The sequence below is a fragment of the Chryseobacterium sp. PvR013 genome (assembly GCF_017833095.1).
GTDB lineage: Bacteria > Bacteroidota > Bacteroidia > Flavobacteriales > Weeksellaceae > Chryseobacterium > Chryseobacterium culicis_A.
In genome coordinates this window covers 4,371,628-4,387,537 of record NZ_JAFIBT010000001.1, presented here as the reverse complement: position 1 = coordinate 4,387,537, position 15,910 = coordinate 4,371,628, and the positions used below count along the sequence as shown (strand labels likewise).

Here is a 15,910-nt window from a genome sequence, read left to right as displayed (position 1 = left end):
CGTTTTCGTAACCAGTTGCCTTTAATTTTATTTTTTAAAAAATAATGTAAACTTATTCATGCAATCCTCAGGTGAAGAGTACTTAATATCTGCATCGTGGTATTCCAGGATTCTTTTGACAATTCTAAGACCTAACCCGGATCCTGCTATATTCTGAGCATTATTTCCTCTTGTAAAAGCTTCGAACAATTTAGCTTGTTCTTCTTCGGGAATTGTATTTCCATGGGAAATGACTTCTACAAAAAGATTGTCATTCGTTTCAGTTATTAATACGTTTACTTCAGTATTGTCCGAATATACAGCCGCATTTTTAAAGAGATTAATAAAGACAATCACCAATAGTGATTGAATTCCTTTGATCATCAGAAAAGCATTCTCAGAATTATCTTCATTAATCAGGAAGTCCAGCTTAAGTTGTGGATAACTTTTCTCTACCGCTTCAAAGGCTTCGAAAATAACTTCATCAATCCTTACTTCCTCATAAATACTCTGAATATTTTCTTTATCAAATTTCGTAAGCAGTAAAAGTGAGTTCGTAAGATCCGACAGCTGGTATACATCCCGCTGAATCTGTTTTAGAGAAGAAAGGGTTTCCGGGGAATGCTCCTCAAATTTAATCAGGTTCTCCAGCTGAAACGCCATTCTTGTTATAGGTGTTCTGATCTCATGGGAAGCACTTGCCGTAAAATCCTTTTGCGACTGAAATACATCATCCAGCCTTCCGATCATCGTATTAAAAGATTTTGCTAGAACACTTACTTCATCATTGGATTGTTCCACAGGAATCTGTGTGGTTAGTTTATGAGCCGTAACTTCAGAAATTTCTTTATTCAGGTCTTCCAGCGGACGTAGAAACTTTTCTACAAAATAATAACTGAAAAAACCAATAAGCATAGTACTCATCACATAAGCCGTGATCAAAAGATATTTAAGATATCCCAACTTGGATTTCCCGTTGGTATCAAAGGCACTCGTAAGAATATAATAGTTTTCTCCATTAATGTTTCTGAGCGCAGCATAGATCTCCGGAACCGTCTTTTCTGTATAGATAATCTTTTTCTTATCCAGCTCTTTAAGCATTGCACTGTCCCAGATGACATTCCGGTCTTTGATGGTACTGTAGATCAATTCTTTTTTTTCGTTGAAAATTAAAATCTTTTCATTCAAAAGAATATTGTCAGAGTTTTCATTGAAAAAAACGGGAGCTTCCTCTTCAAAGTCTTTAGATTTTGAGATGAAATGAGACGTAAACTCAAGCCTCTGCCTGAATCGTTCTTTAAACTCATCCCTTCTGAAATCATTAAAAGATAAATAAATGACCGCCATCACCATTCCAAAAAGCAATGAAAAGGCGATACTGATCGTTAAAGCTATCTTTCTTTTTAAAGACATTTATAATGGGCTTAGGTAGTATCCGAAACCTGAACGGGTATGGATGAGTTTTATTTTAAAATCCTTATCAATCTTTTTCCTCAGGAAATTGATATAAACTTCTACCGTGTTGGTATTGGTATTAAAATTGTGTTCCCAGACATGTTCTGTGATCTGCTGCTTGGAAACGGTTCTTCCCTGCGCTTCCGCAAGATAAACCAGCAGCTGAAATTCTTTTAGGGTAAGGGTGATTTCATTTCCTCCACGATACACTTTTTGTTCTGTTTTATTGATGATAAGATCATCAATTCTGAGAATATCCTGATCTGAATTATCAGAAGGAGCTTTTCGTCTCAGCAGTGAATTGATTCTTAAAAGAAGTTCTTCAAACTGGAAAGGCTTTACAAGATAATCATCTGCCAGCCTGGTGAAGGCATCTTTTTTATCAGAGATATCTCCGTAGGCCGAAATGATAATGATTGGGGTATTTTTATCAAAAGAACGGATCGTCTGGCATACATCAAGTCCATTTATTTTAGGAACATTAATATCCAGCAGATACAAATCGTAAGTATTGTTTTTTATCTGGCGGAGAAAAGTCTCTCCGTCATAGATCTTATCACAGTTAAAATTATTTGATTCTAAAAATCTGCAAAGTTCTGCAGACAGAATGAGATCATCTTCCAATAAAAGAATATTCATCAAAAATTTATTTTACACGAATTTAACGAAAATTTTACGATTGTGATTCTAAAGGTGAAGTAAAAGTTTTCATGACCCCCAATACATATTCCTTACAGATCAAAAAACCTTATGAAAGATTAGAGTCACATTATTTGGGAAGTTATCTAAACAGATGCTTAACGGTAAAATACCCAGATCAACAAATGAATTTCTTTTGAGTGTAAAAATTGGGTAAAAAAAAATCCCGAAGAAATTCGGGAAAATCGAGAGCCAACTACGGGACTTGAACCCGTGACCTCTTCCTTACCAAGGAAGCACTCTACCGCTGAGCTAAGTCGGCATCAACTAAAAAAATCACACTGAGTAGCATGATTTTTTGTTGAGCGGAAGACGGGGGTCGAACCCGCGACATTCAGCTTGGAAGGCTGACGCTCTACCAACTGAGCTACTTCCGCAATTTTGTTTCCAAAATTATTGGTAAACGCTGTGCAAAACTAAGAAAACTTATTTAATCTTGCAAGTTTTTTATTAATATAAAATGTGGGGAGAGCAGGATTCGAACCTACGAAGCCGAAGCAACTGAGTTACAGTCAGTCCCATTTAGCCACTCTGGAATCTCCCCAGATATTTTATATTAAAATGAGCCTCCAGAGGGATTCGAACCCACGACCCCGAGATTACAAATCACGTGCTCTGGCCAACTGAGCTATGGAGGCATTTTAATAAAAGACTGAAAGTGATTGAGAAACTCTACTCTACACGTTTCAGTGTTAAAAAAAATCACTTTTATTGTGTGATTTTATTGAGCGGAAGACGGGGGTCGAACCCGCGACATTCAGCTTGGAAGGCTGACGCTCTACCAACTGAGCTACTTCCGCAATTTTGTTTCCAAAACTATTGGTAAACGCTGTGCAAAACTAAGAAAACTTATTTAATCTTGCAAGTTTTTTTTATAAAAATATAAAGTGGGGAGAGCAGGATTCGAACCTACGAAGCCGAAGCAACTGAGTTACAGTCAGTCCCATTTAGCCACTCTGGAATCTCCCCAAAAAGTTTATATTTTATGAGCCTCCAGAGGGATTCGAACCCACGACCCCGAGATTACAAATCACGTGCTCTGGCCAACTGAGCTATGGAGGCAAATATAAAAAAGAATTCAAAAGATCGCTGTTCCTTTTTTGCGAGTGCAAATATAGAACGGATTTTTTGAATTCTCAAATATTTTATAAACTTTTTTTAACTTTTTTTCCTATGCCATTTCTTTTTTCTTGATTAATAGCTTTTTAGCTGTATCAACACAAAGGTCCAAACTTTCTTCAAAACTCGCAGATGTCTTCTTTACTACGATATCATCTCCTGGAACCGCCAAAATAATCTCAGCTGTTTTATTCGCTTTATCAGCGTTATTTTCTACTTTTAAAAATACCTTACAATCTTGAATTTTGTCATAAAAGGTATCCAATTTGCTTACTTTTTTGTCGATGTGTGACTCTAGTGGTTCGTGTGGTGTTAAACCAATTGATTGAACTGAAATCTTCATAATTCTTCTTTTTTTGATGCTCGAGGGTGAGCCTGATTAAACACTTTTTTCAATTGTTCAATATTAGCATTCGTATAGACTTGAGTACTGGCAAGACTGGAATGCCCTAATATTTTTTTCACTTTGGAGATCTCCGCCCCATTATCCAAAACGTGTGTAGCAAAGCTATGCCGAAGGATATGAGGACTTCTTTTTTCTTTCGTTGTTACAAGACTAAGGTACTTATTAACTACCACATAAACAAATTTTTCGTTGAGTTTTTTCCCTTTCTTATTGACGAAAAAATATGATTTAAATTCTGTCTGTGGATTTCTTATTTCCAGATAACTTTTAAGGAGTTCAGACAATTCGTTGGAAATAGGGATTACTCTTTCTTTATTCCCCTTTCCTATTACTTTTAATTCATTTTCATATAAGTCAACATTCTCAAATATCAGGCCACAAAGTTCGGCTTTACGCATTCCGGTCTGATAAAGAACCTCCATAATGCATTCTTCAAGCAGATCATGCACCTGTTGGAAGATTCTTTCATTAAGGTCTGTCATTTCCTCTTTAGATATAGGAATCTGTTTTTCAGCATAAAACTTCAGAGAAGAGATTCCTTCTGTTGGGGAAACTTTAATTTCTCCTATTTTTAAAAGAAAAAGATAAAAACTGCGGAGAGAAGATAGTTTTCGATTGATACTTCTTTTGGAAATATTATTTTCGCTTAGTTCAACAATAAAATTTCTGATAATTTTCTTGTCTGCTTTGGCTAAATTGTCGGAAGATTCTGTTCGGAGAAAGAAATGGGAAAAGTCTTCAAGGTCTTTTTTGTAGCTTGTAATAGTATGAGGAGAATATCTTTTTTCGAATTGTAAGTATTCTAAAAACTTTTCCAGCATCATAGGTATAAAAATAAAAATTCACTCCTCAAATATAAGAATTTAAGAAGTGAATTAATATATGGTTAAGAAAAAATCTTAAGCCTGCTCTTCTTTGCTAAGCGCTCTTTGTTTGTAAGCAGCTTTTAGCTTAGATTGTCTCAAAGTTACAGAAGGCTTGATAAAAGCTTGTCTAGATCTTAATTGACGAACAGTTCCTGTTTTATCAAATTTTCTCTTGTATTTTTTTAAAGCTCTGTCGATGGATTCACCATCTTTTACTGGAATTATTAACATATTTTACATCTCATTTTGGATTGCAAAACTAGGCAATTTTTCTTACAACACAAAATATATTACCATAAACAATCACTCCATTATCTAAAGTCATCTTAAAAACCTAGTATTAAAAGCCATTAACACATAATATTTTTTTATCCACAATGATTCAATATTTAAATCTTAATGGCTTCAAATTGGTCATCATAACCCCTAATTTTCATTAAAATCGTTCATATTAATGAAATATAAACAAAAAGCATTATCTTTGCATTCACTTTATTCATGGGGTTGACTGGTTTCGACAGCAAGACCAATGGGTAAGTAAGCATGCAGAGAACCGTAGCGCGATCTCTATAATCCCTTGCTACAAAATTTTAACTGGCAACGAAGAGTTCGCTCTTGCAGCTTAATATCGAAGTATAGTAGATCAAGCGTTTTCCCGAAGATTTCAGTAGGGAAGCAAGATATTCCACAAATGCTCTGTTCTGCGGCGTTTGATTCTGGGATATAGGAATGCGGAAATAAGGCTTTAGAAGCTTTGGCTAAAGCTCGAAAAATTTAGAAGATAAGTTGGAAGTTGAGTGTCTATCCTCTGCTTTCAATCGAAAACCAATGGTAGAATAAGCATGTAGAAAGCTTATGTATTGCTTGTTTGGACGAGGGTTCGAATCCCTCCAACTCCACAAAAACAAAACCTTAAATTATTCAACATAAATAATTTAAGGTTTTTTTGTTTTCACTTACTGTATAAAAAGTTTTTAACGGCGCCAATCTTCTACTTCCCTACTCCTCAAAATAGTCTGAAATAGATTGATCTTTTGACAATATAATGAGGATAAGCACTGACTTACTATCTGATTTTATGAAAGAATCTTTCAATTAACCTGACATCTTTTGTTATAATTTCAGCATCTCCTTTCAGTTCCTGATCAAAGTGAAAGTTTTTGTCATTAGAAATTGTTAAGCCTTTAGGTAGCATAACATTTACATAATACTTTCCAGTTTTACCAGAAGCCTCAGTTATCTTTTGCACCTTTCCCTCTACTACTCCATATTCCTGCTGGGGATAATTGTCAAATTTTATCAAAACTTTTTGACCCGATGTAACCTTAAGAGAATCTTCTATTGGGATATCCATCTTCCCTACAAACCTCTCTTCTTTTGGTAAAGTAGGTACTGCAGTGTCTCCTTCCATTATTTTTTCAGGACGATTTTGTGAGGTAACAATAATAGGCGCCCGGATATATTCGGGATATTTGATAAAATAACTCATCAATATAATAAGGAGTAAAACAATAAAAACTATAGTATTTCCCCATCGAATCATCCAATGAGGCGATGTAGAAAGTATCTTTTGTACACTTTCTGAATGAAGTTTAAGCTTGTCTGATATATTTTTTTTAGCTTCCAAGTTCTAATTGGTTTTTTACAAGTCTATAATATTCGCCTCTCTTAGCAACTAATTCAGCATGATTCCCTTCTTCTACCACACATCCTTTATCCAAAACAATAATTTTGTCAGCATTTTTCACTGTAGAAAGCCGATGTGCAATAACGATTGCTGTCCTACCCTTGAAAAACTGTTCCAGATTTCTCATTATTATTCTTTCATTATTGGCATCCAGTGCTGAAGTAGCTTCATCAAAGAAAATATATTCGGGAGATTTATAAATAGCTCTTGCAATAAAGAGTCTTTGCTTTTGCCCTCCGCTTATTCCTATTCCTTCATTGCCTATGCGAGTATTATAGCCGAGAGGTAGTTCATCAATAAAGTCTTTAATATTAGCAATCTCTACTGCTTTCAACAATTTTTTCTGATCTATATTTTCTTCTCCTACAGCAATATTTTCTTCAATTGAATCGTTAAAAACATATCCATCTTGCATAACAACTCCACAATGCTCCCGCCAAAATCTGGGCGAAATGTTTTTCAAATCGGTATTATCAATTTTTATTTCTCCTGTTTCTGGTTCATAAAATTTCATAATCAGTTTCAAAAGAGTAGTTTTCCCGCTCCCACTAGCCCCAACGATTGCAGTTGTTTTTTGATAAGGGATAACCAGATTTAAATTTTTGAAAACATATTGTTTCGTGCCAACATACCTAAAAGATATGTCTTTAATTTCAATGTCCTTTTTCGGAATTTCTGTAACATATTTCTCGTCGGCAATTTCCTCATCTTCTTTTTCATGTATTTCCCCTAATCTCTCTAAAGAAATTTTAGCATCCTGACTTTGCTTAATAAAATCGATTAGCTGCAATAACGGACTATTTAACTGTCCTACAATATACTGTACTGACAGCATCATACCCAAAGTAAGACTGCCATCCAAAACTAATTTTGCAGATAAAAAACTTACTAAAATATCTTTCATTTGATTGATGAAATTCCCACCAACAGATTGCCATTGTTCCAATGAAAGAGACTCAATTCTTATATCGAATAATTTGGCCTGCAAACCTTCCCAATCCCAACGCTTTTTCTTTTCGGCATTGTGCATTTTTATTTCCTGCATGCCATTAATGAGTTCAATTACTTTACTTTGTTCATGAGAAATCTGGGAAAATCTTTTATAGTCTAGCTTTTCTCTTTTATTAAGGAAAAAAGTGATCCAGGTAACATATAAGACGGCACCTATCAGATACACGATAAAAAGTCTGTAATCGTAATACAGTAAAACAATACTGAAAATTATCAGATTGACTAATGAGAACAATGTATTTAATGAAGAAGTCGTGAGAAGCTGTTCTATTCTGTGGTGATCATTAATCCTCTGCATAATATCTCCTGTCATCCTTGTATCAAAGAAACTGATAGGCAGCTTCATCAGCTTAATGAAGAATTCGGAAATTATAGAAATATTGATTCGTGTAGAAAGATGGAGAAGAATCCAACTGCGGGTAATTTCTATTCCCGTTTTCCCTAAAAAAAGCATAATCTGCGCAAGCAAAACGATATAAATAAAGTTTAAATCGCGGTTTTGTATCCCCACATCTACAATGCTTTGGGTAAGAAACGGAAAAATAAGTGAGAGCAAACTCCCTGCTAAAAGCCCTATAACTAATTGCCCTACCAGCAGTTTGTATTCAAACAGGTATTGAGACAGAAACTTAAGACTGGCTTTATTTTCTTGTTTATCGAGATGTTTTTTTAAAAAATCAGGCGTGGTTTCTAAAAATAAGACAACCCCTTCCTCAGTTTTTTCAGTGGCGTCTTCATCAATCCAACGCTTGAGAAATTCTGCTTGTTCATATTTAAGAATGCCAAATCCCGGGTCCGAGATATGGAAATAATATTTTTTATTTTTTTCTTCTATTTTGTATAAAACAACAAAATGATTTTTATCCCAATGGAGAATGCATGGTAATGGAGGATCATCAACCAACATATCGCAGCTGATTTTCACTGCCATAGTTTTAAAACCAATCTGTTCTGCAGCTGTACTTATGCCCTTGAGGCTGCTTCCTTCCCGGGTCGTCTCTGAAAGAAGACGTATCTGTTCTATGGAGAGTGTTTTGCCGAAGTATTTGGCTATTATCCGCAAACAAGTAGGGCCACAGTCTTTTGCATCAGGCTGCCTGTAGAAGGGAAAGGTAGTTTTAAACATTTTTCTAATCTACTTTTTCATTTCCAGCAAATGTTTTTTAATAAAATTTACCAGAAGATTGTTATTACTAATTTTCTTTTCATTCTTAATCAACTCAAGAAGTTTAATTATTTTTTTTTCTCTATCAGCATTGTTTGCAGTAGTAATATAAATATCTAAAAATTTGTCATAATATACTATCATTGGATATGTATAGTTATACTCATCAGTTTCTTTAGTTATATATTTTTTTGCCAGAGTTATATTTTCTTTGGCTTTTGAGATATCTTCAATTTCAAAATAATATAAAGCTCTATTAAAATAAATCTTATAATAATCAGAATCTTTTGGCGAGGTACCAGCCAGAGCCTCATCAGTCACCGATATAGCTCTACTAAAATCTTCGATACCATAATACAGATTGGCTATATACACATATTCATTGGGAGATATTTCGTGGCTTACATTAGTGATATGCTCTAATACATGATACTTTGTTTTTAAATTTTTTAAAATATCGTACTTATTATTTACCATAAACTCAGTTTCCAAACTGCTTATAATCCACGGATCAAAAGCGTAATTTATTGAATTATAAATAGACATAGGAATTATTGTATTATGATTTGCCGTTGGAAAATAATCATATTTCAACTTAAACTTAGGGCTATTTATGCTATCAATCTTCCCTTTATAGGCAACAGTTTCCTCTTTAAACGAATTTTCATATTGTCCGATACCACCATGTGATAAATATAAGTTTACATCTTGTGATGGGATATTTAATTTATCAACAGTTTTAGATGGAGAATACGCAATATACACCTGAAACAACTTACTCAAATTGATATCGTTTGCAAGGTCTAAAACAAATGATGCGGAATTAGAATGACCTAGAATTACATTATAATTCAATGCATTATATTTGTTAAGATGAATAATCGTTTTTTGGAGCATCTCTGCCAGCTCGTTTACCCCTTCACCAAAATACAACTTAGACCGATCATATACCTCCACCCTTACGAATATGACTTCAGGTATTTCTTTACCAAAGTTCTGCAAATAAGATATATTTGATTTCACTATATCAACAATGTTCTTTTCCTGAGAATCTAAAATGAAAAACACCGGATATTTTTTATTCTTTGCCGAAGAATTTTTAGCAACAGGCAGATCAACAATTATTTTAGCATTCTTTGTATTTACTAAAGTATCACTTAACACAGATCCATTTTGCGAAGACAAAAGATTAGACATCATAGCCGTAATAATTAAAAAACATTTAAAAAAAAATTTCATTTAGTATTTATTACAAATTAATAATTTGGCTAACAATAAATCATGAAAATGAAACGCGGATTGCTTGATCAGCATGACTTATTGGGTCCAATTTGTCTATTATATTTTGAAAAATTAATTTCACATTGAAGAATGGCTTTACTGCCCAATAAATCTTTATTGCATTGTCTGGAATTTTACTGAAATAAAGTAAATAGCCCGTAACACAATTCCCTTTAGACAGGACATAAATTCTTTATGTCTAAATTATTTTTTAGAGTAATGAATGACTTTGTTAACTTCAATAGGATTATTTTCTTTCATCATTGTTTCTTGCGCTTGCTTCTCAAATGTTTTCAACTGGTCTTTACTTGTAATTTGTGTACCTCTGTAAAAATACTGGGCATCCGGCTGCTTATCAAACTGTAACATAAAATCCTTGAAAGGCTCATTAAATCTTTCTAATTTTTTTTTCTGAACCATTTCCTCACTTACTTCTAAAGGTTTAGTACCTGCATAGCCTTCTATGAAACCTGTTGTATCATAGGTCACATCCAATGACTTCGACTGCAGCATGTTATACTTGAACTGACTTTTTGAATCATAAATTTGAAATATTAATCCTGGCAACCCTCTAAATTTATAAGGTCCTTCATTGTAAGGAATCTCTTTACAAAACCATGCCGTCCACTGTCTTCCTCCAAAAAATGTCGTGGCTTTTTGCAGAAGATATTTATCCGCCATTTTGGTTTCATTGCTTAAATTCCACTTCATTGAATTATCTGTTTGATACACAAACAAGTCATCCAGATTTTCGAAATTTTTGTTTTTGAAGGAATTTCGTTCCCTCGTAATAATATTTTGAAAACCCCAGGTTCGAAAGCGGTAGTTCTGATTAGCCTTATTAATGGAATCCATTCTAAGAAATTTATATTCATAGAATTTGACGTCCTTAGGGTTAATATCCAATACCATATTGGTTTTAATATAATCAGTGGAGGTTGAGTCTATTTTGAATTGTAATTCATAAATAAAACGATGAGTTTGTGCTGAAGTAAAAAAACAGCTCATCAGGAGAAGAAAAAATATTCGGTTTAACATAATGATTTGGTGGTTTTTAAGAAATAATTTTAAAGTAGGAGAAATCGTTTTCACATTTTATGTATCATAATACAAATCAAAACCTTATATCTCGCTACCGTATAATAAATCTGTGGAATTTCATTTATAATCTAAATATAATACAAACTGGAATAAATTGATTTTTAAAATAGATGCCAGCACTCTTTTATGGGGTTTGACGTAACATCGGCAGCACTAAAAATACGTGAGAAATTGATTAACTTCTCTGATATCGTTAAGGTCTTCCGAATTAAACCATTCCGGACTTTCATCTACAAGATTATTGAGCTCTTCAACAGTAATCTTTGCTTCATCTATGTGGTTTATTTTTACACAAATTTTCAAATGCTTGTATAACAATTTCCAATTATATAATTCGAGTTCAACAAATAATAACCTTTGAGGAAATGGATTTTTACCATGATACAGCTTTAAAGACTTTTTCGAATATTCATAAGCCGAAGTATAATTATCGTTGTCATAATAATGACAAATGATTTTGTAAGTAGTCTCAGCTCTTATCGGATCAATATCATCTGCTTTTGTATATTCGTTTAGAACAACATCCCAATCCTTCTCTAATAAGTATGAAATGCGTCCTATGATATATTGAGAATAAAATATTTCTTCACTGTACCCATCGGCTGTCATTGCAACCCTTTCTCTATATACTTTTAATGCCTTGTTTAATTTGTAGATACGGTCGTCATTATTAAATGTAAACAAAGCTGAAAAATAGTAGCTTTGCGCCAGATAAAAAAGCCATCTGGCAGCATCTGTTATATCATTTTTTTGCAGATGCTTTTCTAAAATATTTGCGTGATTTAAGTATTTTTCTGTTAAATTATTTTGCCACGAGTTACCATCGTTATAAACATTGATTTCAAAGTTTTCAATCACGGCACACGTAAACTTCGGTTCACATTTTAAATATTCGTGTACAGGTCCATACCAAAAGAAGGGTAAATCTAACCTGAAAAAGGTTAATCTTGAAAATATATCCCCATTCAGATGTACTTTACACAGATACGAATCTTCTGTCAGCGTATTCTTATCAAAGCCTTTATCCGTTACAACTTCATCACAATCCAGCCAATATCCATAAGTTTTTTTTTCATCCCAGCCCAGTGTACGAACAACCTCTTTTAATTTATTTAAAGCAAAATTCCGGCTATTATCAAAATAATCAAAAGTTCTATAAAATATAAATAATTGTTTTTTATTGATTTCTGCCCATTTCTTAATGACATCTACGGTATTATCTGTGGACCCTGTATCGACACACACTATCAAATCAGCAAAGTGTAAGTTGCTGTTTAACATCCGTTCGATAACATGCTCTTCATCTTTAAAAATAAAATTAAGTACAACTCTTTTCATTATTCCTGCCAGACATTATTGTAAGGATCATAACCACATAAAACCGGCTTTGCATTATGAATCTGGCTTTCATCTAAAAAGCCTCTACAATCGCTGCATACGTTTCTATATTCACAATCTTTACAAACACTCAGTTGATTTTTATTAATATTCCAAATGTCAGTAAATGATTCTTTAATTACAATTTCAGTTAATCTGTCTTGCTTTATATTACCAAAAGAAGAGGCTAATGTTGGACAGTTTTTAATATTTCCATTCGTATCAACACCAATTTTCTTATACAGGCACGAATTGTATTTTAATGATTCATTAAACATTCTAAAGTTTGTGGTAAAATATTCCGGAGAGATTTTCCCGCAATGAGTCTCATCTTTAATTTCCTGCATAATAAAAACCACATTCCCCATGTAAGAAAAATATTCAGCGTTAATAATTTCTATCCTGCTAAAGGGTGTAGAGTGAACAAAAACACTTTTAATTCTCAAGTTTTGCTTGGTTAATTCTATTAAAAAATCAACATTATATGATTCATCATACTTGATTATAAAATCTAAAGAAGTAATCCTTGAGTTGCCAAGAAGGGTTACAATTTTAATTATTTCTGCTTTTGAAGGAGAATGAAAAAATCTGAATTGACAATTTTTACATCCCAGCAATTCCAGATCAGAAAAGATTTCCTCAAGATGCTGTAAATTTTGTGATGTACTATCAAAATCAATAATAGCACTTTCAATGATTGAAGGACTTTCAATATAATCACCCAACGGCGGAAAACAATCAGCTGACTCAGAATAAAATATCAGATCATTTTCATATAAAAAATCCAAGTACTCCATTAAAACCTCTTCTTCCCCTTTGAAATCTCCGAACAGCTTTTCTAATTTTTGATTATTATAGTTGAGAAGAATTGTATGTAAAGAATTTGGGATATGATACCATTCTTCTCTTTGAGTGTCTACTATCACGGATCTTTTCACCCCTTTTGTCATAAGACACACTGAATACAGTTGTAAAAATTTATCCTTTAAAATTGTATAATCCATCATTTAGTTTTCTGGTTTATGTCTTCATTTAATTTTTTTAAATCAATAATTTTACTGATCGGTTTGTTGGCACCTCCTTCAGGCACACAATATGTGCTGTCATAAGCATCCACGGGAAATGCCTCCTGTCTTTTCTTGTCAATATTTAATTTTATTTTAGTTAAATATTTATATATGTATGGTAGTTTTGTCATTTTCAAATTAGTTAGATAGATATTCTGCTATTTTTGATTCAAGATTGTATGAACACGCTTGGGAAACCGCTCCAAACTGCCCCACAGGATTAACTTCTAAAAAATAATACTGTCCCTTTGTATATATTAAATCCAGTGAACCACAATTCAAATTAATCTTATGCATGAATGAAACTATTTTTTCTTCTACATCAACAGGTAATTTGTAGGGAACATTCCGGTTAGGTCTATCGAAATTATATTTTCGGAAATCAGTTTGAGTCTTAGTATCTGCCTGACTAAAAATAGCCATGCTATAACAAGTTCCGTGGAGATAAAAAATTCTAATTTCATATTCTTTTTCAATCTTATGCTGGAATAAACTAGGATAAAATTGAATAGAATCATTGATATCATCCGCAGGAACATCTTCAGTAAAATACATATATCTGTTTATGTCATCCTGAGCATGAAGAATATCTTGGATACTTTTTGTGATAAGTGTAGCTTTGGAAGTATTTTTAAAATTTGTTAAAATCTTAGTTTCAGGTATGGGCAGCCCGCAGCTATTAGCAACGGTAAGCTGTTTCAGTTTATTGATATGGGCACTTGACTGGCTTCCAATAGTCTTCTCAATATGGGTCTCCAGATACCAATGGATATATTCATGTAATTCACGGGACTCTGCGTACAGATGTTCTCTTGATTTAAGCGATATCTTTTCACTTTTAAATAGCTCGTATATATCTTTCATTTCCGGTAAAGGAAACATGGGAATGCCTCCTCTCCTATACCAGCATGAATAAACATCATTTAAATCCAGAGGTGCTTTGTTTTCAAAATAAAGTATGAATTTTGTAACCTCTCCTTCTTCAAAATCTAAGCGCACATCAACAAGCCTGTCAGAATCTACATTTACCCTGTAAAAATCTTTTTGGGAAGCGATCAGATAATCAATCACTCTATTGGTAGAGATATCAGATTTCTGACTTAATATTAAAATAGTTTTTTTCAACTTGAATTTTTTTACTATTAGAAATAAAAAGCCTTAAATACTAACTGTATTAAATAAGTTAAATATTTAAGGCTGGATAATTTAAAAATTATTTTGCTGATCTACCAAGACCAAAGCCTGGCTCTAAGCCAACACTTGTTCCTCCATTTGGATCTTTTTCACAATCTGGACATGCGCTATCAGTATCAAAAGTACTTTCGTTTGTCACAGAACTTGATGTGCTTGTATTACCAGCTAGACCTCCTTTAATTAATTCAGTGATTTCCAAAGTGTTTTTTGAATATTTACCAAATTTCTCGCTTTTTAAACTTTCTAATTTCATAGTGTAAAAAATTAATATTTTGTAATGTTTGTTTAGTTTCCTTTAACTCCCATTTCTAATTTAAACTGCGTGCACTCAATCATGGTTAAAAATTTGTCTAAAGCAAAACTTTTTTAAAAGTATTAAAAAAAAATCAAACTTATCAACGCTTTGTGAGTTTTTTTTTAATAAAAAACACAATAATATGAATATATAATAAACATACTCTCATTTATGTGAATTAAAATTTAATCCCATGATGGATCAATGAAGGTATCGGGAATAGTATGCTTAACTGAAAATTATTTTTAATAAAAAAAATTACAGAAACATAAAATAATTATATCAATGCTCATAGAAATAATTTATAAAATCAGGGGTAAAAACGAGTAAAAACAAAAGTAAAATGGCAACTACGGAACATTACACATGAACATTAAAGGCAGGAGCCCACAAGATTAAAGTAAAGACTTAGGTAAAATAAAAACGGACTTATTCATTTGAAATCCGAACCCTGGCAGAATAGCTATTATAATAAATATCGATTTTGTTTTGAAAACAAGTTTATCTGCAAAAGATGAAAAACACTTATCAAATGTGTTACTAAACAAAATTTTCAGCATTATTAATTCTATAGTAAATTGTCCTTTCTAGTAACAATCTCAATATTTCAAACTTATTGATCAGAAATCATCTATCCTCAAATCTAAATTAGAATATCTAATCAACAAATTAATATATTTCCACTACTTATTCCTAAAAAAGAGAATAGTATTTTATCAACAAACTAATACTACCATCTTATCAAAACTAAAAAGCACATTTTATTAATCCTCTTTTAGCATTGTCATTTTAACAATAGCAACGAATATATTGGACTCAATGAGTTTAGGGTACAAAGAAAGAATGATAGAGTAATGGTAAGAGTTCCCGATTTTTCTGTACCTATTTACTATACTAAAGAAAAGGATTAATCAAACTCAAGAAGGTTAGGCTTCTATTCATTCCTCATCAAAAAGATTGGAAAGTAGAGATTGGGTTATAAAAATTCTCAATCAAAAGTCAATTTTAAAGTTCATACATCAGTTTTATTGATAAGAAAGGAGAATTCTGCTTGATCTCAAACTTTCTTAATTTGAAGCACTTTATCCTTTTACCGTTTCATCAAAATATAACCCACTGAAAACTAAAAGACTAAAGCTAAACAATCTAAAATGAAAGCTTCCGGTCCACAAAAAAGACTAAAAAAATGTTTTATCGTAAAGAATTTT

General features: G+C 32.7%; 14 protein-coding genes, 7 tRNA genes and 1 other RNA gene. 1 reads left to right on the top strand and 21 read right to left on the bottom strand.

Translation table 11 applies throughout. The features are described 5' to 3' along the window. Positions 1–27: 27 nt before the first annotated feature. The 12 genes from JOE44_RS20030 to rpsU all read right to left on the bottom strand — a co-directional run bounded on the left by JOE44_RS20030 (position 28) and on the right by rpsU (position 4,755). A complete protein-coding gene (locus JOE44_RS20030) occupies positions 28–1,392 on the bottom strand; it encodes an ATP-binding protein (protein ID WP_209786942.1) in 1,365 nt (454 codons plus the stop codon). Then, the gene (locus JOE44_RS20025; protein ID WP_105681621.1) at positions 1,393–2,073 is read right to left on the bottom strand and encodes a response regulator transcription factor; all 681 of its coding nucleotides are present in this window, start codon (positions 2,071–2,073) and stop codon (positions 1,393–1,395) included. A gap of 250 nt (positions 2,074–2,323) precedes the next feature. Beyond that, positions 2,324–2,395 (bottom strand) — tRNA-Thr (locus JOE44_RS20020). Positions 2,396–2,437: 42 nt separating this feature from the next. After that, positions 2,438–2,510, bottom strand: a tRNA-Gly gene (locus JOE44_RS20015). A gap of 86 nt (positions 2,511–2,596) precedes the next feature. Next, positions 2,597–2,677 (bottom strand) — tRNA-Tyr (locus JOE44_RS20010). Between the two features lie 20 nt (positions 2,678–2,697). Then, positions 2,698–2,771, bottom strand: a tRNA-Thr gene (locus JOE44_RS20005). Positions 2,772–2,860: 89 nt separating this feature from the next. Next, a tRNA-Gly gene (locus JOE44_RS20000) sits at positions 2,861–2,933 on the bottom strand. An 88-nt stretch (positions 2,934–3,021) separates the two neighbouring features. Further along, positions 3,022–3,102, bottom strand: a tRNA-Tyr gene (locus tag JOE44_RS19995). 19 nt (positions 3,103–3,121) lie between these two features. Continuing rightward, a tRNA-Thr gene (locus JOE44_RS19990) sits at positions 3,122–3,195 on the bottom strand. 109 nt (positions 3,196–3,304) lie between these two features. Continuing rightward, entirely contained in the window at positions 3,305–3,595 is a 291-nt protein-coding gene (locus JOE44_RS19985; RefSeq protein ID WP_209786941.1) for an HPF/RaiA family ribosome-associated protein, read from the bottom strand. Beyond that, positions 3,592–4,479, bottom strand: a complete 888-nt coding sequence (locus tag JOE44_RS19980) for a tyrosine-type recombinase/integrase (RefSeq protein ID WP_209789263.1) — start codon at positions 4,477–4,479, stop codon at positions 3,592–3,594. The genes JOE44_RS19985 and JOE44_RS19980 overlap by 4 nt, the downstream gene beginning before the upstream one ends. Positions 4,480–4,557: 78 nt before the next feature. Beyond that, positions 4,558–4,755, bottom strand: a complete 198-nt coding sequence (gene rpsU / locus JOE44_RS19975) for a 30S ribosomal protein S21 (protein ID WP_045501128.1) — start codon at positions 4,753–4,755, stop codon at positions 4,558–4,560. 269 nt (positions 4,756–5,024) lie between these two features. Here rpsU and ssrA point away from each other — a divergent pair. Beyond that, positions 5,025–5,426: a transfer-messenger RNA gene (gene ssrA / locus JOE44_RS19970) on the top strand. A gap of 164 nt (positions 5,427–5,590) precedes the next feature. Here ssrA and JOE44_RS19965 read toward each other — a convergent pair. From JOE44_RS19965 to JOE44_RS19925, 9 genes are all read right to left on the bottom strand, one after another. After that, entirely contained in the window at positions 5,591–6,151 is a 561-nt protein-coding gene (locus tag JOE44_RS19965; protein ID WP_209786940.1) for an HlyD family efflux transporter periplasmic adaptor subunit, read from the bottom strand. Further along, a complete protein-coding gene (locus JOE44_RS19960; RefSeq protein WP_209786939.1) occupies positions 6,141–8,348 on the bottom strand; it encodes a peptidase domain-containing ABC transporter in 2,208 nt (735 codons plus the stop codon). Before JOE44_RS19960 ends, JOE44_RS19965 begins: the two co-directional genes overlap by 11 nt. A 9-nt stretch (positions 8,349–8,357) precedes the next feature. Beyond that, a complete protein-coding gene (locus JOE44_RS19955) occupies positions 8,358–9,587 on the bottom strand; it encodes a hypothetical protein (protein ID WP_209786938.1) in 1,230 nt (409 codons plus the stop codon). A gap of 285 nt (positions 9,588–9,872) precedes the next feature. After that, positions 9,873–10,706, bottom strand: coding sequence for a GLPGLI family protein (locus JOE44_RS19950; RefSeq protein ID WP_280895007.1), 834 nt, complete (start codon positions 10,704–10,706; stop codon positions 9,873–9,875). A 216-nt stretch (positions 10,707–10,922) separates the two neighbouring features. Next, complete coding sequence (locus tag JOE44_RS19945; RefSeq protein ID WP_209786936.1) at positions 10,923–12,107, bottom strand: glycosyltransferase; 1,185 nt, start codon at positions 12,105–12,107, stop codon at positions 10,923–10,925. After that, positions 12,107–13,153, bottom strand: a complete 1,047-nt coding sequence (gene gwsS, locus JOE44_RS19940; protein WP_209786935.1) for a grasp-with-spasm system SPASM domain peptide maturase — start codon at positions 13,151–13,153, stop codon at positions 12,107–12,109. The genes JOE44_RS19945 and gwsS overlap by 1 nt, the downstream gene beginning before the upstream one ends. Further along, on the bottom strand, positions 13,150–13,344 hold the full coding sequence (locus tag JOE44_RS19935; RefSeq protein WP_105681630.1) for a hypothetical protein: 195 nt from the start codon (positions 13,342–13,344) through the stop codon (positions 13,150–13,152). The genes gwsS and JOE44_RS19935 overlap by 4 nt, the downstream gene beginning before the upstream one ends. A 7-nt stretch (positions 13,345–13,351) precedes the next feature. Beyond that, positions 13,352–14,338: a grasp-with-spasm system ATP-grasp peptide maturase gene (gene gwsG / locus JOE44_RS19930; protein ID WP_209786934.1), complete on the bottom strand. Its 987-nt coding sequence runs from the start codon at positions 14,336–14,338 to the stop codon at positions 13,352–13,354. A gap of 88 nt (positions 14,339–14,426) precedes the next feature. Beyond that, entirely contained in the window at positions 14,427–14,660 is a 234-nt protein-coding gene (locus tag JOE44_RS19925) for a hypothetical protein (protein ID WP_105681632.1), read from the bottom strand. Positions 14,661–15,910: the final 1,250 nt, after the last annotated feature.